General features: G+C 61.9%; 14 protein-coding genes. All 14 read right to left on the bottom strand.

All coding sequences use genetic code 11. The features are described 5' to 3' along the window. Positions 1 to 106 precede the first annotated feature (106 nt). Positions 107 to 595, bottom strand: a complete 489-nt coding sequence (locus tag ACQ7C1_RS08820; protein ID WP_097597230.1) for a MaoC family dehydratase — start codon at positions 593 to 595, stop codon at positions 107 to 109. 89 nt (positions 596 to 684) lie between these two features. Continuing rightward, positions 685 to 2661: a glycogen debranching protein GlgX gene (gene glgX / locus ACQ7C1_RS08815; protein ID WP_430958006.1), complete on the bottom strand. Its 1977-nt coding sequence runs from the start codon at positions 2659 to 2661 to the stop codon at positions 685 to 687. 13 nt (positions 2662 to 2674) lie between these two features. After that, positions 2675 to 4306: an alpha-D-glucose phosphate-specific phosphoglucomutase gene (locus tag ACQ7C1_RS08810; RefSeq protein ID WP_430958005.1), complete on the bottom strand. Its 1632-nt coding sequence runs from the start codon at positions 4304 to 4306 to the stop codon at positions 2675 to 2677. 6 nt (positions 4307 to 4312) lie between these two features. Further along, positions 4313 to 5755: a glycogen synthase GlgA gene (gene glgA / locus ACQ7C1_RS08805; protein WP_085779473.1), complete on the bottom strand. Its 1443-nt coding sequence runs from the start codon at positions 5753 to 5755 to the stop codon at positions 4313 to 4315. 3 nt (positions 5756 to 5758) lie between these two features. Beyond that, the gene (glgC, locus tag ACQ7C1_RS08800) at positions 5759 to 7021 is read right to left on the bottom strand and encodes a glucose-1-phosphate adenylyltransferase (protein ID WP_085779472.1); all 1263 of its coding nucleotides are present in this window, start codon (positions 7019 to 7021) and stop codon (positions 5759 to 5761) included. Positions 7022 to 7039: 18 nt separating this feature from the next. After that, positions 7040 to 9247 (bottom strand): 1,4-alpha-glucan branching protein GlgB, encoded by a 2208-nt coding sequence (gene glgB / locus ACQ7C1_RS08795; RefSeq protein ID WP_097597233.1) that lies wholly within the window; start codon positions 9245 to 9247, stop codon positions 7040 to 7042. Beyond that, on the bottom strand, positions 9244 to 11706 hold the full coding sequence (locus ACQ7C1_RS08790) for a glycogen/starch/alpha-glucan phosphorylase (RefSeq protein WP_183698709.1): 2463 nt from the start codon (positions 11704 to 11706) through the stop codon (positions 9244 to 9246). Before ACQ7C1_RS08790 ends, glgB begins: the two co-directional genes overlap by 4 nt. 275 nt (positions 11707 to 11981) lie before the next feature. Further along, a complete protein-coding gene (locus tag ACQ7C1_RS08785) occupies positions 11982 to 13229 on the bottom strand; it encodes a vWA domain-containing protein (protein ID WP_430958004.1) in 1248 nt (415 codons plus the stop codon). A 114-nt stretch (positions 13230 to 13343) separates the two neighbouring features. Beyond that, complete coding sequence (locus tag ACQ7C1_RS08780; RefSeq protein ID WP_430958003.1) at positions 13344 to 14231, bottom strand: transglutaminase family protein; 888 nt, start codon at positions 14229 to 14231, stop codon at positions 13344 to 13346. Beyond that, on the bottom strand, positions 14228 to 16645 hold the full coding sequence (locus ACQ7C1_RS08775; RefSeq protein WP_183698714.1) for a circularly permuted type 2 ATP-grasp protein: 2418 nt from the start codon (positions 16643 to 16645) through the stop codon (positions 14228 to 14230). The genes ACQ7C1_RS08780 and ACQ7C1_RS08775 overlap by 4 nt, the downstream gene beginning before the upstream one ends. A 37-nt stretch (positions 16646 to 16682) precedes the next feature. Next, complete coding sequence (locus tag ACQ7C1_RS08770; RefSeq protein ID WP_430958002.1) at positions 16683 to 20006, bottom strand: DUF2126 domain-containing protein; 3324 nt, start codon at positions 20004 to 20006, stop codon at positions 16683 to 16685. Positions 20007 to 20116: 110 nt separating this feature from the next. Continuing rightward, positions 20117 to 21499 carry a sensor histidine kinase gene (locus ACQ7C1_RS08765; protein ID WP_430958001.1) on the bottom strand — a complete coding sequence of 461 codons (1383 nt, stop codon included), beginning with the start codon at positions 21497 to 21499 and terminating at the stop codon, positions 20117 to 20119. After that, positions 21496 to 22173 carry a response regulator gene (locus tag ACQ7C1_RS08760; protein WP_085779464.1) on the bottom strand — a complete coding sequence of 226 codons (678 nt, stop codon included), beginning with the start codon at positions 22171 to 22173 and terminating at the stop codon, positions 21496 to 21498. The genes ACQ7C1_RS08765 and ACQ7C1_RS08760 overlap by 4 nt, the downstream gene beginning before the upstream one ends. A gap of 93 nt (positions 22174 to 22266) precedes the next feature. After that, positions 22267 to 24135: a TPR end-of-group domain-containing protein gene (locus tag ACQ7C1_RS08755; RefSeq protein WP_097597240.1), complete on the bottom strand. Its 1869-nt coding sequence runs from the start codon at positions 24133 to 24135 to the stop codon at positions 22267 to 22269. Positions 24136 to 24399: the final 264 nt, after the last annotated feature.

Raw genomic sequence — 24399 nt, 5'->3', positions numbered from 1 at the left:
GCAGGGGCCGCAAATGACAGTTGCGGGCCCATTCGTGCCAATGCCTGGCATCTGTGATGGATACGGCGAAGCCATCAATCCGGGTGCGTAGGAAAGCGGCTCTTGTCTACGCGTCTTCCGGCCGGTCCTTCGGGTCGAACTGGATGATGGTGATCCATCTTGCCGTCAGGGCCGGCTTCTTCTCGTTTTCGATTTCGATCGTCACATCGTAGGTGGTCATCAGCATGCCGCCGCCGCGGAAGCGGGCGTCGGAGAGCAGGAAGCGGCCGCGAACACGGGCGCCGCTCCTGACCGGGGTCATGAAGCGGACCCGGTCGAAGCCGTAGTTGATGCCCATGGTCTGCTCGCGCACCCTCGGCAGGCAGTTGTAGTTCATCGCCGACAGCAGGGACAGCGTCAGGAAACCATGGGCGATCGTGCCGCCGAAGGGGCTTTCAGCGGCGGCGCGCTCGGGATCGACATGAATGAACTGATGGTCGTCGGTCGCCCCCGCAAAGGCGTCGATCATTGTCTGATCGACGGTGATCCAATCCGAAAGACCCGTTTCCATGCCGATCAATCCCCGCACGTCGGAGAGTGAAATTTCCGTGACCATGAATTCCTCGTGAGAAAAGCCGCCGGGCAAAGCCTTATCGTGCATTCATGACGATTGCGACAAGGATTTGAGTGAGTTGGGGGAGGCGATCATTTTTCTACGAAAAAGGCGACGGAGCGTGGCTCGACGGTCACGCTGGCACCGGCATTCTTCGCTCCCTCCGGCGTCAACTGGCGCCAGCCCGGCTCATTCTCTGACGGGAGCGTAAAGAGCTGGCGGCTCTCGGAACGATTGAAAAGCACGGCAAGGCGGGTCTGTTTGCCGCGCGAGGAGCGGTCGCCTGTGGTAAGCAGCATGCCGAGGGTCGAGAGCGACGGCGTCTCCCATTCCGCAACGGTCATCGGTTCGCCGGAGAGTGAGATCCATTCGACGTCGCCGTTGCCGGAAAGGAAGCCCGTTTCGGAAAAGACGGTAAAGCGGCGGCGCAGTCCTGCGACGAAAGCAGTATGGGCGACGAGATCCTCGTTCAGCGCCTTCCAGTCCAGCCAGGTGATCTCATTGTCCTGGCAATAGGCATTGTTGTTGCCGCGCTGGCTGCGGCCGCCCTCGTCGCCCGCCGTCAGCATGATGCTGCCGCGGGTGGCAAAGAGCGTTGAGATCAGCGCCATGACGTCGTTGATCCGCCGCTTGCGGATACTGGGATAGAGGGTCTCGCCTTCGACGCCGTTGTTCCAGGAATGGTTCTCGTTGTGACCGTCCCGATTGTGCTCGCCGTTGGCGTCATTGTGCTTGCCGGCATAGGAGACGAGGTCGATCAGTGTCAAGCCGTCATGGGCGGCGAGGAAATTGACGCTGCGCGTCGCTTTGCCGTCGTTGCGGGAGAAGATGTCGGAGGAACCGGCAAGCGCCGTTGCGAGCGAGCCGGTCTTCCATTGGTCGCCACGCCAGTAACAGCGCAGATCGTCGCGAACCCTGTCATTCCATTCGAGGAAGGACAGCGGGAAGTTGCCGAGCTGGTAACCGCCCGGACCGATATCCCAGGGTTCTGCGATCATGATGCGGTCGGCAAGCAGATCATCGGCAAGGATCGCAGCGAGCGTTCCGCCCTCGCGCTCGAACCCGCTCGCGGTGCGGCCCAGCACCGGGGCGAGATCGAAACGGAAACCATCGACGCCGGCGTTGAGCACGAAATGCCGCAGGCTGTCGATGACGAGGCGCCTGACCTCGGGATGGTCGCAGGCGATCGTGTTCCCGGTACCTGTGTCGTTGATCAGTTCGCCGGGGCTGTTTCGGGCGTGGCGGTAATAATGCAGGTTGTCGAGGCCGCGTAGCGACAGCGTCGTGCCATAGCGGTCACTCTCGCCGGTATGGTTGAAGACGAGATCGAGGATGACGGCGATGCCTTCGGCATGGAGAGCGGCGACCGTCCTGCGCAGTTCCGCCATGCCGCGGGGGACAATCCGGGGATCGAGCGCCATCAGGCCGACGGGGTTATAGCCCCAGCCGTTTGTGAGACCGAGCGCCGGTAGATGACGCTCATCGATCCAGGCGGTAATCGGCATCAGTTCGATGGCATCGACCCCGATCCGCTTCAGATGCGCGATAACGGAGGGATGGGCAAGCGCTGCGACTGTGCCGCGTTCGGCTTCCGGCACGTCGGGGTGAAGGATGGTGAAGGGCCGCACCGCCACTTCATAGATAAAACCGCCCGGTTTGAAGAGCGGCTTGTCGATTGCGGCTGGGGTGTCGGTGGTGACGATCGCCTTCGGCATCAGATCCTGGCTGTCCTCGCCGTAGAGCCCGAGGCGGGGATCGTAGCGGAACGGCCGGTCGATTTCCTTGGCGTAGGGATCGATCAGCAGTTTGGACGGGTCGAACCAGAGGCCGTTGTCGGGCGCATAGATGCCGTCGGCGCGATAGCCGTAGCGGGCGCCTTGACCGAGGCCGTCGACGAAGAGGCGATGGACGTGGTTGCCATCCCGGGCCATCGGTAGGCGTGCAAATTCCCTGTTGCCGTCACCTTCGAAGAGGCAGAGTTCGATCTGCGCGGCGTGATGCGACCACACGGCAAATTCGACGCCGCTCTCGAAGACGATCGCACCCCGCGCCGAATTGCTGTCCTGCATGTCCCGCCCCGGATCAGGTGATCACGGTTGGCTCATCGCGTCCCGTGCGCTCACGAATGCTGGCAATGCTTTCGGCGGCCGCAATCAAATCGGCGAGCGCTTCCTGCGTTTCGATGTTGTGGCGAGTCGAATCCGGCTCGTAGCGCTCGATATAGACGCGCAAGGTTGCGCCAGACGTGCCGGTGCCGGAGAGACGGTAGACGACGCGGGAGCCGCCCTCGAAGAGCACGCGGATGCCCTGATGCTCGCTCACCGACTTGTCGATCGGGTCGTGGTAGGCGAAGTCGTCGGCTTTCTCGACCTTCAGGCTGCCGAAGTTTTTGCCGGCCAAGGCGGAAAGCTGGCTGCGGAGATTGTCCATCAGGCCATTCGCCGCGTCCGTGTCCAGGCCTTCATAATCGTGGCGCGAGTAATAGTTGCGGCCGTAGGTCTGCCAGTGCTGGGTGACGATGTCGGCGACGCTCTCGCCGCGCACGGCAAGGATGTTTAGCCACAGCAGCACGGCCCAGAGGCCATCCTTCTCACGGACGTGATTGGAGCCCGTGCCGGAGCTTTCCTCACCGCAGATCGTCGCCATGCCGGCGTCGAGCAGGTTGCCGAAGAATTTCCAGCCGGTCGGCGTCTCATACATGCCGATGCCACGCTTTTCGGCGACGCGGTCGGCCGCGCCCGATGTCGGCATCGACCGGGCGATGCCGGCGAGACCGCCGGAATAGCCGGGGGCGAGATTGGCGTTGGCGGCAAGGATGGCCAGGCTGTCGGAAGGGGTGACGAAGATGCCGCGGCCAATAATGAGGTTGCGGTCGCCGTCGCCGTCGGACGCGGCGCCGAAATCGGGGGCGTCCTCGCCCATCATCTCATCGAAGAGTTCCTTGCAGTGAACCGGATTCGGGTCGGGGTGATGACCGCCGAAATCCGGCAGCGGCATGAAATTGCGCACCGAACCGAGGGGAGCGCCAAGACGATTTTCGAAGATTTCCTTGGCGTAGGGTCCGGTGACGGCGCTCATGCCGTCGAAGGCGATGCGGAAACCGAGGCTGATCAGATTGCGGATGGCGCCGAAATCGAACAGTTCTTCCATCAGCGCGGCATAGTCCTCGACCGGGTCGATGACCGAGAGGATCATGCCGCCGGGAAGCTCGTCCTTGCCGATGCGGTCGAGATTGACGTCTGCGAAATCGGCGATCTTGTAGCTGTCGATTGTCTTGGAGCGCGCATAGATCGCGTCGGTGATCTTCTCCGGCGCCGGGCCGCCATTATTGATATTGTATTTGATGCCGAAGTCTTCGGTCGGGCCGCCGGGATTGTGGCTGGCGGAGAGGATGATGCCGCCGAAGGCCTTGTACTTGCGGATGATGTGGGAGGCGGCCGGCGTCGACAGAATGCCGCCCTTGCCGACCATGACCTTGCCGAAGCCGTTGGCAGCGGCCATCTTGATCGCCTTCTGGATGACTTCGCGATTGTAGTAACGTCCGTCGCCGCCGATGACGAGGCACTTGCCCTGATAGCCTTCCAGCGAATCGAAGATCGCCTGGATGAAATTCTCGGCATAATTCGGCTGCTGGAAGACCGGAACCTTCTTACGCAGACCGGACGTGCCGGGTTTCTGGTCCAGATAGGGCGTGGTGGGTACGGACTTGATCATTTTAGGTCACATGCCTTTCGAGACGAGGCTTGAATAGAGGGCAGCGTAGCGTTCGGCGCTCTTCTCCCAGGAGACATCCGATTTCATGCCTTGCTTTTGCAATTGGGTCCAGAGTTTTCGGTCCGCGTAAAAATGCATCGCACGGCGGATTGCCTGTAGCATGCCCGTTTCGGTCACGGGTGAGAATTGTATGCCGGTTGCCACTTTCGCCGCAAGTGCGGCGTGATTGGCGTCGATCACGGTGTCGTTCAATCCGCCGGTGCGGGCGACGATCGGCACGCAGCCATAACGCAGGCCGTAAAGCTGGGTGAGGCCGCAGGGTTCGAAGCGCGACGGAATGATGATGGCGTCGCAGCCGGCCTGCATCAGGTGCGACATCGGTTCGTTATAGCCGATCGAAACGCCGATCCGGCCGGGATGGCGGCTGGCGGAGGCAAGCAGCGCGCCTTCGAGCGCTGCTTCGCCGGAGCCGAGCACGACGAGTTTGCCGCCCATGGCGACAATCTGGTCGGCGACGTTGGCGACGATATCCATGCCCTTCTGCCAGGTGAGGCGGCTGATGACGCAGAAGATCGGAGCATCGTCATTGTCGAGGTGGAAGAACTCGGCGATCGAGCGGCGGTTTTCCTCGCGGTTCTTCAGCGTCGTCGGGCCGTAATGGGTGTGGACGACGGGATCGGTCGCCGGATTCCAGACATCGGTGTCGATGCCGTTGACGATTCCGTGCAAATCGTCGATGCGGGTGGCGATGACGCCTTCGAGCCCCATGCCGAATTCCGGCGTCAGAATTTCGTCGGCATAGGTGGGGCTGACTGTCGTGACCGCATGGGCAGTCTGCAGGCCGCCCTTGAGGAAGCCGACGGTGCCGTAATATTCGATGCCGTCCATGGCGAAGGCATGACCTGGCAGACGCAGACCGGCAAAAATCTCCGGGCCGAACTGGCCCTGAAAGGCGATGTTGTGGATGGTCAGCACGCTCGGCAGTTCCGGGGTCGGATAATAGCGCATGTAGACCGAGGTCAGCGCCGCCTGCCAGTCGTGGGTGTGGACGAGATCCGGCCGCCAGCCGGGCAGCAGTCCGGCGCCGATTTCGGAAGCGGCAAGCGACAGGGCGGCGAAACGGCGCCAATTGTCGGGATAATCCTTGCCAAGCGGATCAAGATAGGGACCGCCCGGCCGCTCGTAATAGGCGGGCGCGTCGAGGACGAGCAGATCGAGACCCTCATGTTCAACCTCGAGCACGGTCGCCCGCTCACCGAGCAGGTCCGGGAATTCGAGTCTGACGACAGGGTCGCGAATGACCTTCATGACGGCGGGGTAGCCGGGCAGGAGGGTCTTGGTCTCGACCCCGAAGGCTTTCAGAGCAATTGGCAGGGCACCTGACACGTCGGCCAGACCCCCTGTCTTGATCAAGGGGAAGACTTCGGACGAAACCGAAAGAACTTTCATACGTCAGATATCCAGCTTGTCGATCATCGGTTGGGTGATCAGGCAGATGCCCCCTTCCGACCGCCGGAAGCGTTTGGCGTCGAGTTCGGGATCCTCGCCGACGACCAGCCCTTCCGGAATGACGACACCATGGTCGATCACGACGTTCTTGAGTTGCGCCCGCCGCCCGATCTTCACATTCGGCAGGATGACCGCCCCTTCCAGCTTGGAAAATGAATTGGCCCTGACGCCGGTGAAGAGCAGGCTTTTGTTGAGGCTGGCGCCTGAGATGATGCAGTCGCCTGACACAACCGAGGAGGTGGCCGAACCGCGGCGGTCGTCGTCGTCATGGACGAACTTCGCCGGCGGGGTGATCTCGGCATAGGTCCAGATCGGCCAGGACTTGTCGTAGATATCGAGCTCCGGGACGATGGCCGTCAGATCGATATTGGCCTGCCAGTAGGCGTCGATCGTGCCGACGTCGCGCCAGTAGGGCTCGTGCTCGAAATCGGAGCGGACACAGGATTTGGCGAAGCGGTGGGCGACGGCCTTCCCGTTTTTGACGATATAGGGGATGATATCCTTGCCGAAATCGCGGCTCGACGTCGGGTCGGCGGCGTCGCGGCGCAGCGCATCGAGCAGGAACTTGGTGTGGAAGACGTAGATGCCCATCGAGGCGAGCGCGAAATCCGGCTTGTCGGGAATACCGGGGGGATCCGCCGGCTTTTCGATGAAAGCGAAGATCTCATCCTTTTCGTTGACATGCATGACGCCGAAGCCGGTCGCTTCCATGCGCGGCACTTCCAGGCAGCCGATCGTCACGTCCGCGCCGGAATCGACATGCTGCTGGAGCATGTATTCATAGTCCATCTTGTAGACATGGTCGCCGGCGAGAATGACCATGTATTCGACGCCGTAATCCTCGATAATATCGATGTTCTGATAAACGGCGTCGGCGGTGCCTTCATACCATTGCGTTTCGGAAACGCGCTGCGATGCAGGCAGGATGTCGAAGCTTTCGTTTCGCTCCGGGCGGAAGAAGTTCCAGCCGCGCTGCATGTGACGGATCAGCGAATGCGCCTTGTATTGCGTCGCGACGCCGATGCGGCGAATGCCCGAATTCAGCGCGTTGGACAGCGCGAAATCGATGATGCGTGCCTTGCCGCCGAAATAGACGGCGGGCTTGGCACGCCGGTCGGTGAGTTCCTTGAGACGGCTCCCCCTGCCGCCCGCCAGAACGTAAGCCATTGCGTCGCGGGCAAGTGGCTGAATACGCTTCTCTACCATTTTCTCCTCCCACCAGTCTTAATTTTCAGGTTCAAGCATGATTGTCGCCAAGGGCGGCAGCGTGATCGAGCAGGTGATATTGCCGCCGGCATCGACGGCCTGCACGCGCCCGCCATTGCCCTTCCCGCTACCGCCATAGATGTCGGCATCGGTATTCAGAATCTCCCGCCAGCGGCCTGCGGAAGGCAGGCGTAACAAGTAGTTCTCGCGGTAGACGGGAGTAAAGTTGGTGATGACGACGATCGGCTTCTGGCCCGGCGCCTTGCGTTGCCAGGCGAAGACGGAATTCTCGCCGTCGTCGGCAATCAGCCATTCGAAGCCGTCGCCCTCGCAGTCACGCTCATGCAGGGCGGGCTTGCTGCGATAGGTGAAGTTGAGGTCGCGCACCAGGCGCCGCATGCCCTCGTGCATACGATATTGCAGCAGGTTCCAGTCGAGCGACCGATCCTCGCTCCATTCGCTCCACTGGGCGAATTCCTGGCCCATGAACAACAGCTTCTTGCCGGGATAGCCCCACATGTAAGCGTAGTAGGCGCGCAGATTGGCGAACTTCTGCCAGTCATCGCCCGGCATCTTGGCGATCAGCGAGCCCTTTCCGTGAACGACCTCGTCGTGCGACAGCGGCAGGACGAAATTTTCCGAATAGGCATAGAGGAGGCCGAAGGTGAGCTCGTTATGATGGTGTTTGCGGTGCACCGGGTCGCGCTTCATATAGCTCAGCGTGTCATGCATGAAGCCCATGTTCCATTTGAAACCGAAGCCGAGCCCGCCTTCATGCACGGGTTGCGAGACTTTTGGCCAGGAGGTCGATTCTTCGGCGATGGTCATGACGTTGGGGTGCTGGCCGTAAATGCGGATGTTGAGGTCCTGCAGGAAGCGGACCGCTTCGAGGTTCTCGTTGCCGCCATATTCATTCGGAATCCATTCGCCGTGCTTGCGGGAATAATCGAGGTAGAGCATCGAGGCGACGGCATCGACGCGCAGGCCGTCGAGATGGAATTTCTCGGCCCAGTAGAGAGCATTGTTGACCAGATAGGAAACCACTTCGGTGCGGCCGAAGTTATAGATCGCCGTGTTCCAGTCCGGATGGAAGCCCTTGCGCGGGTCTTCGTGCTCGTAGAGCGCCGTGCCGTCGAACCAGCCGAGGCCGTGCTCGTCGGTCGGGAAATGCGCCGGTACCCAGTCGAGGATGACACCGATGCCCACCTTGTGGCAGCCGTTGACGAAGCGGGCGAAGCCTTCCGGCTCGCCGAAGCGGGCGGTCGGCGCATAAAGGCCGGTCGTCTGGTAGCCCCAGGAGGGGTCGTAGGGATGCTCGGTGATCGGCAGAAATTCGATATGGGTGAAACCCATGTCGACACAATAGGGGATGAGACTGGAGGCAAGTTCGTCCCAGGACAGCATGGTGCCGTCCTGCCGGCGCTGCCAGGAGCCGGCATGCACCTCATAGATCGAGATCGGCTGTCGGCGCTTGTCGGTTTCGCGCCAGTGCTTCAGATGGGCCTCATCCTCCCAGACCTGCTCCAGCTCGGCAGCGGCGATCGAGGCGGTCTTGGGTCTGAGCTCGCTGCGGCGGGCGAAGGGATCGGCCTTCAGCGGCAGCAACACGCCGTCGTGGCCGCGAATCTCGAACTTGTAGGCGACGCCGAGCGGCACATCGGGAGCGAAGATTTCCCAGATGCCGCTGTCGGCGCGAAAGCGCATCACATGGCGGCGGCCGTCCCAACCGTTGAAATCGCCAACCACGGAAACGCGCTGGGCGTTCGGCGCCCAGACCGCGAAGTGGATGCCCTGCGCGCCGTCATGCTTGATGAGATGCGCGCCCATCTTGTCGAACAGGCGCAGATGCGAACCTTCACGGGCGAAATAATCGTCCATCGGCCCAAGCACCGGCCCGAAGCTGTAGGGGTCGGTGACTGCCCATTCGGCGTCACCGCGCCGGGCGCGGTAGCGCACCGGCTGCAGCTTCGCGAGCGAAACCGGCCCGGCGAAGAACCCGTCGGCGTGGAGCTGATTCAATTCGCCGATGATGCCGCCATCGAGGGTCATGGCGGTCACTTCCTCGGCACCCGGGATGAAGCACCGGGCAACGAAAGCGTCGCCGGCTTGGTGCACACCTAGGATGGCAAAGGGATTGGAATGCGAGCCGGCAAGGATCGCCGTGATTTCATCTGCCGAAATTTCCCAGGAAAGCTTTACTTCAGGGAGGGTTTTCGGCGTTTTCATCCGGCTCTCCAGATTTCGTCTGCATATTGCCTGATCGTACGGTCGGAGGAGAACCAGCCCATCCGTGCGGTATTGTTGATCGTCTTCGTGTACCAGGCCGCCTGGTTGGTCCAGATCTGGTCGACGTCGCGCTGGGCCTGGGCATAAGCGTCGAAATCGGCGGCGACCATGAACCAGTCATGCGAATAGATGCCGTCGATCAGCGCCGTGTAGCGATTACGGTCATCGGGCGAGAAGACGCCGGAACCGATGGCTGAGAGCGCCTGAGAGAGTTCGCGGGAGCCTTCGATAATGGCGCGGGGATTGTGGCCATCACTGCGGACCTTGGCGACCTCGTCGGCCCTAAGGCCGAAGATGACGATGTTATCTTCGCCGACATTGTCACGCATCTCGACATTAGCGCCGTCGAGCGTGCCAATCGTCAGCGCGCCGTTGAGGCCGAACTTCATATTGCCTGTGCCGGAGGCTTCCATACCGGCGGTCGAAATCTGCTCGGAAAGGTCGGCGGCGGGAACCATGACCTCGGCGAGCGAGACATTGTAGTTGGGCACGAAGACGACCTTCAGCAGGCCGCGCACCGATGGGTCGTTGTTGATGGTGCGGGCGACGTCGTTGATGAGTTTGATGATGAGCTTGGCGTTGTAATAGCTCGGCGCCGCTTTGCCGGCGAAGAGTTTTACGCGCGGCACCCAGTCCAGTTCCGGATGCGAGCGGATCTGGTCGTAAAGCGCGACGGCTTCGATGATGTTCAGAAGCTGGCGTTTGTATTCATGGATGCGCTTGATCTGGATGTCGAACATCGCCGACGGATCGAGCTTCACGCCCATGCGGCTGGCGACGAGATTGGAAAGGGCCACCTTGTTGGCCCGCTTCACTGCGGCAAACTTCTGCTGGAAGCTCGGGTCGGAAGCATGCGCCTCGAGCGGGCGCAGCTTTTCGGCGTCATCGAGGAACTCATCGCCGATCGCCTCGCGGATCAGACCGGTGAGGCTGGGATTGCACTGCTGCAGCCAGCGGCGCGGCGTGATGCCGTTGGTCTTGTTGTTGATGCGGTCGGGATAGAGCTTGTGCAGGTCGGCGAACACCGTGACCTTCATAAGGTCGGTGTGCAGGGCCGAGACGCCGTTGATCGAGTGCGAGCCGATGAAGGCGAGATTGCCCATGCGCACGCGGCGGTCGCCGCTTTCCTCAATCAGCGAAATCGAGCGGATTTCGCTGTCGGAGAAGTTCTTGCCCTTGCGGGCATCGAGCAGGATCTTGGCATTGATCGCGTAGACGATCTGCATGTGGCGCGGCAGCAGGCGCTCGAAGAGCGGAACGGGCCAGCTTTCCAAGGCTTCGGGCAGAAGCGTGTGGTTGGTGTAGGAAAAGGTGCGGCGGGTGATATCCCAGGCCTGGTCGAAATCCATACCGTGCACGTCGCAGAGCAGGCGCACCAGTTCGGCGACCGAGACGGCCGGATGGGTGTCGTTCAGCTGAATGGCCACTTTGTCGGGCAGCGAGGTGAAATCGTCATATTGCTGCAGGTGGCGGCGCAGAATGTCTTGCAGCGATGCCGACGAGAAGAAGAACTCCTGGCGCAGGCGCAGTTCCTGGCCGGCAGGGGTGGCGTCGGCGGGATAGAGGACGCGGGTCAGGCTTTCGGCCTTGTTGCTTTCGCGCAGCGCGCCGATATGGTCACCGGCGTTGAAGGCATCGAGCAGGATCGGGTCGATCGGCTGCGCCGACCAGAGGCGTAGCGTGTTGACCCGTTTTCCCCGCCAGCCGACGACCGGCGTGTCGAAGGCGGCGGCGATGACGCGCTCGGCCGGCTTCCAGACGTAGCGCGGCTGGTCGTCATGGGTGGTGATGAATTCGACAGAGCCCCCGAAACCGATTTCATAGGAGCTCTCGCGGCGCTCGAATTCCCAGGGATTGCCGTGGGCGAGCCAGTTCTCGGGCAGTTCCACCTGCCAACCGTCGGCCATCTGCTGTCGGAATAGGCCGTGGACGTAACGAATGCCGTAGCCATAAGCCGGAACATTGACCGTCGCCATGCTCTCCATGAAACAGGCGGCGAGGCGGCCGAGGCCGCCATTGCCGAGCGCTGCGTCCGGCTCCAGGCCGGCAATGACATTGACGTCGACGCCGAGCGAGGCCAGCGCATCGCGAACCTCTTCCATCAGGCCGAGATTGGACACGGCATCGCGCATCAGCCGGCCGATCAGGAATTCGAGCGAAAGATAATAGACCCGCTTTGCGCCGGTCGCATAGACCTCGCGTGTGGAGGCCATCCATTTGTCGATGATACGGTCGCGCACCACCAGGATCGTCGCCGTCAGCCAGTCATGCGGCTTTGCCACCTTGGCATCCTTGCCGATGCGATAGGTCAGACGTTCGATGATTTCCTCAGCGAGAATTTCCGGCCTTGAGCTGCGGGGAGCGGGAGAGGGGATAACCGGCTTGGAAACGGTATTCATGGTCAGATCTCGCCAATTTTAATTTGGTTTCAGGCTGTTATGCCTGATTTAATCGATTTGTCGCCTGCGCTTGCGACAGTTTATGCATCGTTAGGAAGCACTTGCAACAAAGGATTTGGACAAACGAAAAATTTGCGAAACCTTCATATTCGCCTCGCTGAGGAGGGTTGATTTCAATCGCCTTTCCCGATCTGATGTGAGGATAGGGATAGCAAAAAGCCGCGCCGGTTTGCTCCGGCGCGGCTTTTTGTTCGGCATTTCACCTGGCGGTATCGCTAGTTAGTCAGACGCGTCAGTTGTGTGGAAGCCTTCGCTCCGATCGCCTTGAACGCGGCCAGGAGGTCTTCCATTTGTTCTGCCTGGAAATAATGGGCAGCATCGGAGGCGCAATACTGCAGCAGCGCCTGTCCGCCCGGCGGCGCCATGAAGGCGATCGTATAGATTTCGATACCCTTGGACTTGGCGATGTCACATGTCGCCCTGGTCAGGGTGTCATAGGAACGGCCGCCGCTGCTATCGTCGTTATTGTCGCCGTCCGTCATGAAGACGATGTACTTTTTGGGTATCTGCCCGGTCTTCAGCTTATGGGCGGCGTCCTCGGCATCGTTACCTGCGGCATTTTTTGCCGTCAAGGATGAATACGCCGTGCTCATCGCCCCGCTCGAGTTGGTGCCACCTCCTGCCTGAAGCGCGTTGACGTAGCTCGAGGCACCGGCAGTTCCCCAGGCAAGAGTGCTGGGTGTGTATTGAACGATATCATAAGAGACTGCGCCGGTGCGTACGTATTGGGCGTTGGGATCGGCGCTGGTGAGCTGGCCAAAAAGATTGCCAGCGGCCATCTTCAGCGCCTCTATCTTCGTATAGTAGTTGGTGCGGCTGCCGGTGCAGGTGTCGTAAACCCACTTGCCCTTCTTGTTGAGGTGGGGGTTGCAGTCATAGGTGAAGGTTTCCGTCGGATCATCCTTGTTGACGGTTTCAGTAGGGTCTCCCATCGACCCTGACTTATCGAGCGCGAGAAACATGGAGATGGAGCCCTGGGAATTGGAGCCCGGGGTCTGAGAAGGACCACTGACCGTCGTGCTTGACGTCGAAAGATGCTGCGTGCTGAAGCCGACCGCCTGCATGAGCGGATTGACCGTGAGGTCGTAGCTCGGTGTAACCGTTACCTGGTAGGATGTCGAGCCGCCCGATGTACTCGTTTGGACATTGACGGCAGTCGCGTTCTTGATATCGACGCCGTCCTGCAGGTAATTCGCCATTTGCCCGGCGATGAAATTCCGCGCGAAGGCTTCCGCCTGAGAGGTTTGGATCGTGCCGTTCCCCAGAGCAGTCGCAGTTGCCAGCGCGGCTGAATCGGCCGCCTCCTGCAATTGCTGTTTCGAGAGCAGCATATCACCGACCTGGATTGCCATGCCGGCAGCGCCGAGCAGAACCGGCGCCAAGATCGCCGTCATGATACCGAAATTTCCGCCTCGATCGCTGAACATGCGACGCAGGCAGGGACGCAAAATGGAGGTGCTCATCATGTTCACCCAACTGGAAACCCTGTGAGGTGATTTACGCACGCGGCTTCTTTACGCAGTCCTTACGGCGTCAATAGAATTTTAACGAATCGGCAAATTTTTCCAATTTTGGGATCATTTCAGCGGGATGACGTCGACCGCCTGAACGGCGCGCTGGCCGCCATAGCTTTTCAACACGCCGATGACGGGAACGACGTCGGAATAGTCGCGGCCGTAGGCGACGACAATGTGGTCCATGCCGGCGGGGATGTCGTTGGTGGGGTCGAGTTCGATCCAGCCGATGGTCTCGCCGCACCAGACCCGCACCCAGGCATGCATGGCGTCCGCCCCTTCCAGCCGTTCCTTGCCGGGGGGCGGAATGGTGCGCAGGAAACCGGAGACGTAGCCGGCCGGAATGCCGAGGCTTCTAAGCGCCAGGATCATGACATGGGTGAAATCCTGACAGACGCCGCGCTTCAGCCTGAACGCTTCGAGGGGGGTCGTGTCCACCGCGGTTGCGTCGGAATCGTAGGTGAAATCCTTATTGATGAGGGCGCAGAGCGCATGGGCGATCTGCATGGCTGTCAGTTGGGGCGTGACGCAGCTTCGTGCGTAATCGCCAATCTCGCGCGTCTGCGTCAGGCGCGGGCTGTCGCCGAGAAAGTGATGCGGCGAATCCGGCGCAAGTGACCAGACGCCGGATATTTCCTCGGGCAAGTCGGCAAGCAGCGGCGAGAAATCTGCTGCGATCGGCAGGCTTTCGACCTGCACACGCGCCTGCATGCGAATGTCGAGCGTCTCATGCGGCGTCCGCAGCATGAAGGAGGTGGCGGGATGTTGGAAGAAATCGACGAAATGAGACTGCTCGTCCGGCGTCGGCGAGATGGTGATCGAGCCGGCGACCAGGCGTTGCCGATTGCTCAGCGACAGCGGCATCAAGCGCATGATATGGCGAGCGCCGGAGGCCGGCACGTCGTAGCTGTAACCCATGCGGAGCGATAGATCGTAAAGCACTGCCGTCACCCGAGATAGGTCTGGGCGAGCAGATCGGAAAGCTGCTCCAATTCGCGTTCGAGCCGCTGGTAGACCTCGACCCCCATGCCCTCCGGCGTCATTACCGCCAGACCGGAATGAAGCCGCATCGCCTCGCGGTAGAAGGGCGACATCTGGCCGTTGATCAGGGCGTTCGGCAGTTGCTCGACCTCATGATGGATCTCGTTCACCTGGAAGAGAACCGAGCGCGGGTTGAGGGGGTCGAGCGCAAGCAGGTCAGTGACGGTCAGCCGCGCGGTGTTAACGTTGTAGCGTCGGCGATGGGTCATGACGCTGTCGCCGATCTCGAGCAGCATGTCGAGCGCGCCGTCGGGCGCTTCCGGGCCGGACATGTGCCCGAGCAGGCGCGTCATGTGCAGGCCGCGCTCGATATAGCGGCCGAGGGAGAGGAAACGCCAGCCCATGAAGCGGTACATGTTCTCGTGCACGAGGCCGGCAAAGCCCGCGAGCTTGCGCAGGAGGATCGTCATCGCATGGCTGGCGTCATCGCCGGCAGTGACGGTGGCGTGAAAGCGGCGGGCGGTTTTGGCGAGATCGTTGAGGGCGAGCCAACCATCGGGCGAGAAGCGGTCACGGATGTTGCTGGCGGAATAGACGGCGCTGTCGATGTTGCGCAGGAGCCTCTCGGGCACGGGCTCGGCGGTATCGATATCGACGGCCGCGAGATAGGCGGAGACGTCGGCGAGCAGCGGCTGGCTCGGATCGGCGGCTTCGGCATAGCGCGCATGCCAGGCGCGCAGGATCCGCAACGCCCCTTCGGCGCGTTCAATATATCGGCCGAGCCAGAACAGATTGTCGGCCGCCCGGCTCGGCAGGCTGCCCGGCATGTTGCGGGTGAAGCTGCCCTCGGCCGGCAGCAGGGTGTGGCGCTCGACCGGCTTGTCGCTGACGATCCAGACGTCGGCGGCTGCTCCGCCGGACTGCATGGCGATCGCCGAGACGTCGGCGCCGGAGCCGATGCGGGCAAAACCGCCGGGCATGATCTGCCAGCCGTTTGCCGTGCGGGCAGCGAAGACGCGCAGCGACATCGGCCGCGGCATGAGTTTGCCGTTCACCCAGGCGGGCGTCGTCGACAACGTGACGACTTCCTGACCGACCAGTTTCTGACCGTCCGAATTCAGCCAGTTGGCGATGGAATCTTTGGCCGTTGCCCGCAGCGACGAGCCGAGCACGGATTCGCCGTTGTCGTCGAAGAAGGGCGCACGGGAATAGGCCGGGCCGATCACCATTTTTTCGATGTTCTTGGCGACCTGTTCGCGCTCTTCCTTCTGGCCGCACCACCAGGTGGCAATCGACGGCAGTTTCAGATCCTGCCCCAGCAGATGCCGGCAGATGGTCGGCATGAAGGCGAGAAGCGCCCGGGTTTCGAGAATGCCGGTGCCGAGCGCGTTGACGATGGTGACGCTTTCGGCGCGCAGCGCTTCCACGAGACCGGGCGTGCCGATATGCGAATTCTGGTTCAGCTCCAGCGGGTCGGCAAAGGCCGAATCGAGGCGGCGCCAGAGCACGCCGATCGGCTTCAGGCCGGCGACGGTGCGGACCATCACGCGTCCCTTGACGACGGCGAGATCCTCGCCCTCGAGCAGCATGAAGCCGAGATAGCGGGCAATGTAGGCGTGTTCGTAATAGGTCTCGTTGGCAGGACCTGGCGTCAGGACGGCGATGCGGTCGTCGCCTGAATGTTTCATGTCCTGCAGCGCATCGCGGAAGGCGCCGAAGAACGAGGCGAGGCGGTGGACGGGCGTTTCGGCATAGATGTCGGAGAAGGCGCGGGTCGTCGCGACGCGGTTTTCAAGCGCGAAGCCGGCGCCGGAGGGAGCCTGGGTGCGGTCTGCCAGCACCCACCAATTGCCGTCAGGCCCGCGGCCGATTTCGAAGGCGCAGAAGTGCAGATAGTGGCCGGATGCCGGCCGGATGCCGGCCAGCGGGCGCTGAAATTCGGGATTGGCGGCGATCAGCGCCGGCGGCAGGAATCCTTCCTCGACCAGTCGGTTCTCGCCGTAGATATCGGCAATGATCGCCTCCAGGAGGTCGGCGCGCTGGACGAGGCCTGCCGACAGCGCCTGCCATTCGCGCTCGTCGATCAGCACCGGGATATGCGAGATCGGCCAGGCGCGTTCGCCGGCTCCCTTGCTGCCATAGGCACGGTAGAAGACGCCGGCGTCTCTGAGGTAGCGGTCGGCGCGGGCGAAACGCTCCGCGAGATCCTTTTCCGGCATTGCGCCGAGATGCGAGAGGAAACGCTGCCAGACGGGGCGGACCGTGCCTTTATTGTCGACCATCTCGTCGGCGGTGCCGGGAAGCGGCGCATAGCCGAAGGCCGCATCCTTGCCGATGCTGCTCTCCGCCTCTTGCCTGCGCTCCACTGCCGGTCTCTTACCCATCAAACCCAACCTCACCCTCGGCCTCTGCCCCCGGGTCTCAAATGCCGGCAGGCCGCCTCAGATCCAGCGTCAACGGGAATTCCGGCGAACCCGTCTCGGCGCGCGGGATGAAACCGCCCGCCGTATGCCCCCACGGCTCGAAGCGGGCCAGCCGCCTTGCTTCCGCCTCGTTGCCGTTGACCGGGAAGGTGTCATAGGTCCGGCCGCCCGGATGGGCAACATGATAGATGCAGCCGCCAATCGAACGCTTCGACCATGTATCATAAATGTCAAAAGTCAAAGGTGTGTTGATCGGCAGCACCGGATGCAAGCCCGAAGCCGGCTGCCATGCCTTGTAGCGGACGCCGGCGACCGATACGCCCGACGTGCCGGTCGGCGTCAGCGGCAGGACGCGGCCGTTGCAGGTGACGGTGTAGCGCGCGGTATTGCTGGTTTCGAAGCGTACCTGCAGGCGTTCGACGGACGAATCGACATAGCGAACCGTGCCGCCGATCGCGCCTTGCTCACCCATGACGTGCCAGGGTTCCAGCGCCTGACGCAGTTCCAGCTTCGATCCTTCATAGTCGACCTCGCCGCAGAAGGGGAAGCGGAATTCGAGCTGGGCCTTGAACCATTCAGGGCTGAGATCGAAGCCGTTTTGACGCAAGTCCGCCAGCACATCGAGGAAGTCGGCCCAGACATAATGCGGCAGCATGAAGCGGTCGTGCAGCGAGGTTCCCCAGCGCACGAACTTGCCGTCGGTCGGTTTCATCCAGAAGCGGGCGATCAGCGCACGCACCAGCAGCTGCTGGGCCAGCGACATGCGGGCATTCGGCGGCATTTCGAAACCGCGGAACTCCACCAGGCCGAGGCGGCCCGTCGGGCCATCGGGGGAGAAGAGCTTGTCGATGCAGATTTCGGCGCGATGGGTATTGCCGGTCACGTCGATCAAGAGGTTGCGGAACAGGCGGTCGACGAGCCAGGGCAAAGGCTGCTGGCCGCGGCCGGGCGCCGGGATCTGCGCCAGTGCGATTTCCAGCTCGTAGAGGCTGTCGTGGCGGGCTTCATCGATGCGCGGCGCTTGGCTGGTCGGGCCGATGAACAGCCCGGAGAAGAGGTAGGAAAGCGAGGGATGGCGTTGCCAGTGCAGCACGAGGCTCTTCAGCAAATCCGGGCGGCGCAGAAAGGGGCTGTTGTTCGGATTGCTTCCGCCGACGACGACATGGTTGCCGCCGCCGGTGCCGGTATGGCGGCCGTCGATCATGAACTTGTCGGCGCCGAGACGGCTTTGGCGGGCCTCCTCGTAGATGGCAGTGGTGATGTCGACCGTCTCTTTCCATGTCGAGGACGGATGAATGTTGACTTCGATGACGCCGGGATCCGGGGCGACGCGGATGACGTTGATGCGCTCGTCTTGCGGTGGCGGATAGCCTTCGATGTGAACGGCGAGACCGAGAGCGGCGGCCGCTCGTTCGGTCGAGGCGATGAGATCGAGATAATCTTCGAGCGTTTCTGTGGGCGGCATGAAGACGCAGAGGCGGCCATCGCGCGGCTCGACGGAAATCGCGGTGCGGACGTGGCCGCCGATCTCGTTCAACGATTGAGGTGCCGCCGGTTGCTGGCCGGTGAAGGGCTGGAAGTGCGCGGACTGTAGCGGACGCCCGCTATCCTCGGCGAAATCCGGCAGTTCCGGGCGCTGCACAAACGGATCGAGCGGGTTGATATAGGGATATTGCGAGGGCGGGATATAGGCGAGCGAATTGAGCGGCAGACGATAGCCGACCGGGCTGTCGCCCGGCACGAGGAAGATGCGGCCGCGCCGCGTCGACCATTTCTCGCTCGTCCAGGTGCGGCCGCTGGCGCGCGCGTTCCAGGCCTGAACAGGCAGGACATAACCGGTCGGGCGGGTCAGTCCGCGATCGAAGACACGGGCGATACGACTGCGCTCCTCGGCGTCCTTGAGCTTGGAATTCGCCGGATCGACATTCTCCGGCAGGTTCGCTTCCTTGGTGAGCCATTCGGCGGGATCCTCGAAGGCCGGCGCGACATATTCCGGGGACACATCCAGCTCGCCAGCAATCGCCGTGAGCAGCCGACCGGCATCATCCTCCGTGACCTCATAATTGCGGCCCTCGGTGGCGACGAGATTGTCATCGGACCAGATCGGCAAACCATCTTTGCGCCAGTAGAGCGAGAAGGTCCAGCGCGGCAGGCTTTCGCCCGGATACCATTTGCCCTGGCCGTAATGCAGAAAGCCGTTCGGGGCGAAGCGGGTGCGAAGCCGGCGGATGAGCGCGTCCGCCTTTTCGCGCTTGGTCGGGCCGACGGCCTCGGTGTTCCATTCGGCGGATTGAAAATCGTCGATCGAAACGAAGGTCGGCTCGCCGCCCATGGTGAGGCGCACATCCTCGGTTTCGAGGATACGATCGACTTTCTCGCCGAGTTCGTTGAGTTCGTTCCAGCTGTCATCGGAGAAGGGCTTGGTGATGCGCGGATGCTCGGCAACGCGCGAGACCTTCATATCGAAGGCGAATTCGGTTTCGGCCTCGCCGAAATAACCGCCCGAGATCGGCGCGGCGTTGCGGTAATGCGGCGTTGCTGCAAGCGGGATATGGCTTTCGCCGGTCAGGAGGCCGGAGGTCGGATCGAGGCCGACCCAGCCGGCACCCGGCAGATAGACCTCGGCCCAGGCATGCAGGTCGGTAAAATCGACCTCGGTCCCGGAGGGGCCGTCGAGCGCCTTCAGGTCAGGCGTCAGCTGAATGAGGTAGCCGGAGACGAAGCGCGCGGCAAGGCCGAGATGGCGCAGGATCTGGACGAGCAGCCAGCTGGTGTCGCGGCAGGAGCCTTTGGCGTTTTCCAGCGTCTCTTCCGGCGTCTGCACACCGGCTTCCATGCGGATGACATAGCCGATCTGCCGCTGCAGGCGGGCGTTCAAACCGACGACCATATCGATCGTCGGCTGGCCCGGCGACCAATCGAGCGTCGGCAGCAGCGCCTTGAGACGCGGGCCGGCGGGCTCCGGTGTCATGTAGATCGACAGATCCTCACGGATGGTTTCAGGATAGTCGAACGGCCACTTGGTCGCCTCCTCCTCTACGAAGAAATCGAAGGGATTGTAGACCGTCATGTCGGCGACCAGGTCGACCTCGATCTTGAACTCGGTCACGGGATCGGGGAAGACGTAGCGGGCGAGGTAATTGCCGTAGGGGTCCTGCTGGAGGTTGACGAAGTGGTTGGAGGGCGTGACCTTCAACGAGTGGCTGAGCACCCGCGTCTTCGAATGCGAGGCCGGTTTCAACCGGATGATCTGTGGGCCGAGGCGGACCGGTTTGTCGTAGGTATAATGCGTCAGATGATAGATGCTGGCTTTGATCGACATATTTCTCTTTTTATCCGGCGCGCATCATTGTGCGGCTTGCTGTTCCCGAAGTCAGTGTGTGCAATGCAGCGAAAGAAAGCAAGGGCCGAACGTCGAGGACCCGGCGGCTTTTACGCCGCTTTGGCGAAGGTGACCGCCGCCTTCAGACCCTTGCCGCCCGCGCCCGGTTCCAGCGTCAGGGCGGCGTTGAAAAGATTGGCGATTTCTTCGACGATCGGCAGGCCGAGGCCGGCGCCAGGCGCGCCGGAATCATTGCCGCGCGAAAAGCGCCTGCGAACCGCCTCCAGCTTCTCGCTGGGAATACCGGGACCATTGTCCTCGACTTCGAGGCGAACCGTGTCGGCGGCTGCGATGATGCGGACGGTGACCTCAGCCCCCTTGCCGGCATAGGCGATGGCGTTGCCGGCGAGATTGCGCAGCATCTCGCCGATCAGCAGCGGCTCGGCGCGGATCATGGCCGGGCTTTCGCCCTCGAAGCCGAGATCGATACCGGCGACGGCGGCCGCCGGGATCTGCTCGCCGGTGATTTCCTGAGCGATTGCCGCAAGGTCGATGGCGGAGGCGGCCAGCGCCTCCTTGGCGGTGGCGGCATCGATCGTCGCCATCAGGAGAAGCTGAGCAAGGATGCGCTCGGCATGCGCCACGGCCTGGTCTCCCTTCAGCGCCGCCGCCTGGGCTTCATCAAGCGTGCCGGCGCGGGCGGAAAGGGCGAGCTGGGTGCGGATGATCGCTAAGGGCGTGCGCAACTGATGGCTGGCGTTGCCGGTGAAATTGCGCAGCGCATCGAGGGCCGACTGCAGGCGGACCATGAAAGAGTTCACCGTATCGACCAGCGGCTCGACCTCGCTCGGCACGGTTTGTTCGATCGGATGCAGATCGTCAGGGCTGCGTTCGCCGATAGCGTCGCCGAGCTTGTAGAGCGGGCGGAGCGCCACCGTGACCGATATCCAGACGATCACCGCCGCGCCCAGGATCATGAAGGCGAGACGTAGCGCCGAACGTACGAGAATCGCCTGCGTCAATTGCCGACGGGCGATGGTGGTTTCGGCGACCGTCACGACGAAGGGCACGGAGCGGATGCCCGTCGAGGCCGAGCGCTCGAGAGTGGCGATGCGGATCGGTTCGCCGCGGAAGCTGTCGTCGGCAAAGGCCGCTGCATTGCCGGGCGTTTTCTTCAGGACCGGCAGGGATTGATAGCCGGTGATGAATTGACCCGGAGGGCCGTCAACACGGTAGAAGACCCGGTCCTGCGCCGCCGAGGTCAGCATTTCAAGAGCGACATAGGGAATGTCGACCTGCAATGTCCCGTCTTCGGCGACGACGACGCGTTCGGCAATTGCCAGAGCGGAGCCGGCGAGCACGCGGTCGGAGACGATATTCGACGTCTGGACCGCTTCGCGATAAGTATCGGCGAGCGCCAGCGTGCCGATGACGGCGGTCGAGATCAGCAGCCAGAAGAGCAGCCGGCGCCTGAGGGAGTAGGCGGCTTTCATGAGGCCCCGGGCAGCTTGTCGAGATAGTATCCGATGCCGCGGGCGGTCTTGACCGTCAGGCCGTGCGGCGAGAGGCGTTTCCTCAGCCGGCTGACATATTGCTCGATCGCGTTTGCGGAAATATCGTCGTCGAAGGCCGTCAGCGACTGGATGATCGCCTCCTTGGCCACAACCTTGCCGGCCCGCATGAAGAGGATTTCGAGCAAGCCGAGTTCGCGGGCGGGAATATCAAGCGGGGTATCGCCTGATGAAAAGGTGCGGGAATTGAGGTCGAAGGAAATGCCGCCGAAACCGACGGTCGCCGAACGCAGCCCGGCCTGGCGGCGCAGCAGCACGCGTACGCGGGCCTCGAATTCGGTAATATCGAACGGTTTGATCAGATAATCGTCGGCGCCGAGATCGAGACCCTTCACCCGTTCTTCCGGCGTGCCCCGCGCCGTCAGGATCAGGACGGCTGCTTGGTTCTGCCGGGCGCGCATGGCGCGCAGCACGTCGAGCCCGTCCATCTCGGGCAGGTTGAGGTCGAGAATGACAAGATCGAAATTTTCCGCGGCGATAACCGCATTTGCGGATGCGCCGTCATGGACGACATCGACGGCATGGCCCGTGCCGCGCAAAATCGCCGACAGGCCGTCGGCCAACGCGATATTATCTTCTGTGAGCAGGATGCGCACGGATGTTCCCTCTGTTTTCAAAGGAGATTACAGAGGTGACCGAGCGATGTCATAGCGATTTTCAAAATTAAGTGAATGGCCGGGGACGAGATTTCAGCTCCCGGTCCTCTCGACCCGTTCACGTTCCGTCATTGCGATCGCCAACAATTTCCGGAAGCGGGGATCCTCGCGGATGTTGTCGAGGTCGGAATCATTGTCGAACCATTTGATATGATAGACGGAGCTGTGCGGCAGCAGCTTCTCGAGCAGGTCGATTGCTCGGTCGGTATCGCCGAGGACGGAATAGACGCAGGCAAGATTGTACTGGGCGACAATGTCGTCGGGATCGATGGCGATCGCGCGGGCGGCCCAGTCGCGCGCCCGCTTCGCATCGCCGAGATGGGCAAGCGCCAGCGCGCCGCGATGGGCCGGGCCGGAGTTTTCGGGATTGAGATTCAGCGCACGTTCGGCGCGCAGCAGGCCGAGTCGTGCCCAGTTTTCCGTATCCACCGGACGGCCGAGGGAGCGGTAGGCCGACATCAGATGGATCGGCGAGACGTAGTCGTCAGGGCGGATTTCGGCGGCGCGGGTGAAATATTGAACGGATTTGGCAAAGTTGCCGCGCATGAAGAAGAACCGGGCGTAATGGAAATTCGCCTCGAAAAGGTTCGGGTCGAGCGTGAGGGCACGTTCGAAAGCGGCCGCCGCACGATCATCGAGGCCGCTCTGATGCAGGGCCAAGCCATGCGAGGCGTGGGCCTCGGGAAGATCGGGGTCGAGCTGAAGGGCCCGTGCGCTCATATCGAGAATGCGCCTCAGCGGCACATCGTCGGGCGCCCAGTCGCGGATCGCAGCGTCGCAATCGGCGATGCCGGCATAGGCCCGGGCATAATCAGGGTCAAGTTCTACGGCCTTGCAGAACATGCGCCTTGCGAGCTCGAGGTAGGATTTTGTCCAGGTGTGGGAGAGCTGGCGACCCCTGAGATAATAGGTATAAGCCTCGACATTGGCCGTCGGTTCGTTGGCGATTGCCTTCTTCTCCTCCGGCAGCAGGCGCACCTTCAGCTGACTGACGATCGCCTGTGTGATCTCGTCCTGGATGGCAAAGATGTCGGTAAGGTCGCGGTCGTAACGTTCGGCCCAGAGATGGTCGCCATTGGCAGTGTCGATCAGCTGGCCGGAGATGCGTACGCGCTTGTCGAAGATGCGTACGCTTCCTTCGAGCACATAGCGCACACCGAGTTCCTGGGCGAGGCGCTTCAACTTCACCGATATGCCCTTGTAGGTAAAGATGGTGTTGCGCGGCACGACGTGCAGGCTCGAGATCTTGGAAAGATCGGTGATGATGTCTTCGGTGATGCCATCGGAAAAATAATCCTGATCGGCGTCACCGCTCATATTTGTGAAGGGCAGCACGGCAATGAAGCAGGTATTGCGGTTCTCAGCCACCAGCCTGGTGGAGGAGGGTGGCGCCAAGGTGACGGTGTAGACCTGAACGGGCTGCCTGATATTCTTCAGCATGTGCTCGCCGATGAACTCGAAGCCGAGATTGAGGCGCGAGCCGACCTGGTCGCGCACGGAGGCCGACACGGCGATGCCGCCCGGTGCTGCGATACGCTCAAGCCTTGCGGCAAGATTGACGCCGTCGCCGAATATGTCGCCGTTCTCGACCACGACATCGCCGAGATTTATGCCGATGCGGAATTCAACGCGCTCGTCCTTCGGCACGTTCTCGTTGCGGGCCGACATGCTGCGCTGTATTTCGGCAGCGCAGGCGACGGCATTCACCACGCTCTGGAATTCGGCAAGGATGCCATCGCCGGTGAGTTTGACGATCCGGCCCTTGTAGTCGGAAATCCGAACGTCAATCAGCTCGCAGCGATGGCGGTTCAGCGCCTGCAAGGTGCCTGACTCGTCCATGCCCATCAGTCGGCTGTAGCCGACGACATCCGCAGCGAGAATAGCGCTCAGTCGTCGTTCCATGACCCCTCCCATGGATCTTCCCAGGATAGTCTAGCTTTTTCTAGAGTTTTTGTCGCGTAGAGTCGTCCCCGAAAACAAGTTCGGGCGGCTTCGACGTTTTGACGCGGCAGCGCGACCATATATCGTCGCGGTTCTTCATCAATACTCTAAAGGGGTGAAGCATGGAACTGATCGCTAATCCTTTGTGGTGAAGAGGCCGTTCCCATTGAGGAAAGCGACATTATTGTCCGGATTGATGTTTCCCGGTCGGCAGCTTCGATCCAG

This window comes from Rhizobium sp. Nf11,1, assembly GCF_050587665.1.
GTDB lineage: Bacteria > Pseudomonadota > Alphaproteobacteria > Rhizobiales > Rhizobiaceae > Rhizobium.
Note: the sequence above shows the minus strand (reverse complement) of the source record. Positions and strands in the feature narration are given on the sequence as shown.

Bases quoted from the DNA above. Each gene is read 5' to 3' on its own strand.
- ACQ7C1_RS08820 (WP_097597230.1), bottom strand. From the start codon at position 595: ATGGTCACGGAAATTTCACTCTCCGACGTGCGGGGATTGATCGGCATG.
- glgX (WP_430958006.1), bottom strand. From the start codon at position 2,661: ATGCAGGACAGCAATTCGGCGCGGGGTGCGATCGTCTTCGAGAGCGGC.
- ACQ7C1_RS08810 (WP_430958005.1), bottom strand. From the start codon at position 4,306: ATGATCAAGTCCGTACCCACCACGCCCTATCTGGACCAGAAACCCGGC.
- glgA (WP_085779473.1), bottom strand. From the start codon at position 5,755: ATGAAAGTTCTTTCGGTTTCGTCCGAAGTCTTCCCCTTGATCAAGACA.
- glgC (WP_085779472.1), bottom strand. From the start codon at position 7,021: ATGGTAGAGAAGCGTATTCAGCCACTTGCCCGCGACGCAATGGCTTAC.
- glgB (WP_097597233.1), bottom strand. From the start codon at position 9,247: ATGAAAACGCCGAAAACCCTCCCTGAAGTAAAGCTTTCCTGGGAAATT.
- ACQ7C1_RS08790 (WP_183698709.1), bottom strand. From the start codon at position 11,706: ATGAATACCGTTTCCAAGCCGGTTATCCCCTCTCCCGCTCCCCGCAGC.
- ACQ7C1_RS08785 (WP_430958004.1), bottom strand. From the start codon at position 13,229: ATGAGCACCTCCATTTTGCGTCCCTGCCTGCGTCGCATGTTCAGCGAT.
- ACQ7C1_RS08775 (WP_183698714.1), bottom strand. From the start codon at position 16,645: ATGGGTAAGAGACCGGCAGTGGAGCGCAGGCAAGAGGCGGAGAGCAGC.
- ACQ7C1_RS08770 (WP_430958002.1), bottom strand. From the start codon at position 20,006: ATGTCGATCAAAGCCAGCATCTATCATCTGACGCATTATACCTACGAC.
- ACQ7C1_RS08765 (WP_430958001.1), bottom strand. From the start codon at position 21,499: ATGAAAGCCGCCTACTCCCTCAGGCGCCGGCTGCTCTTCTGGCTGCTG.
- ACQ7C1_RS08755 (WP_097597240.1), bottom strand. From the start codon at position 24,135: ATGGAACGACGACTGAGCGCTATTCTCGCTGCGGATGTCGTCGGCTAC.